The organism is Nonomuraea sp. MG754425, assembly GCF_021699195.1.
Taxonomy (GTDB): Bacteria; Actinomycetota; Actinomycetes; order Streptosporangiales; family Streptosporangiaceae; genus Nonomuraea.
Map to the genome: position 1 here is coordinate 1 of NZ_SSXE01000537.1, position 365 is coordinate 365.

Consider the following 365-nt stretch of genomic DNA (forward strand, 5'->3'; position numbering starts at 1 on the left):
CCCCTGGCCCCGCTGATGTGCGGCGTCACCAGCACGTTCGGCAGCCCGAGCAGCGCATGACCGGCCGGCAGCGGCTCGGGGTCGGTCACGTCGAGCACGGCGGAGATCCGCCCGGCGGCGCAGTGCCGGACGAGGGCGTCGGTGTCGATCAGCGCGCCCCGCGCGGTGTTGATCAGCACGGCCCCGTCGCGCAGCAGCGCCAGCCGCCGCCCGTCGAGCAGCCCGCGCGTCTCCGGCAGTTCCGGCGCGTGCACCGTGACCAGGTCGGCCGCGCGGCACAGCTCGTCCAGCGGCACGGTCCGCGCGCCCAGCCGGGCCGCCTCCTCCTCGCCGGCGTACGGGTCGCTGAGCAGCACCCGCGCCCC

Annotated in this window: 1 protein-coding gene; it reads right to left on the reverse strand. The window is 77.8% G+C overall.

Features of this window, described 5'->3' with window-relative positions; all coding sequences use genetic code 11:
- Window positions 1-365, reverse strand: a 365-nt coding sequence (locus tag FAF44_RS53860) for an NAD(P)-dependent oxidoreductase (protein ID WP_272896267.1), incomplete at both ends; no start/stop codon positions are given.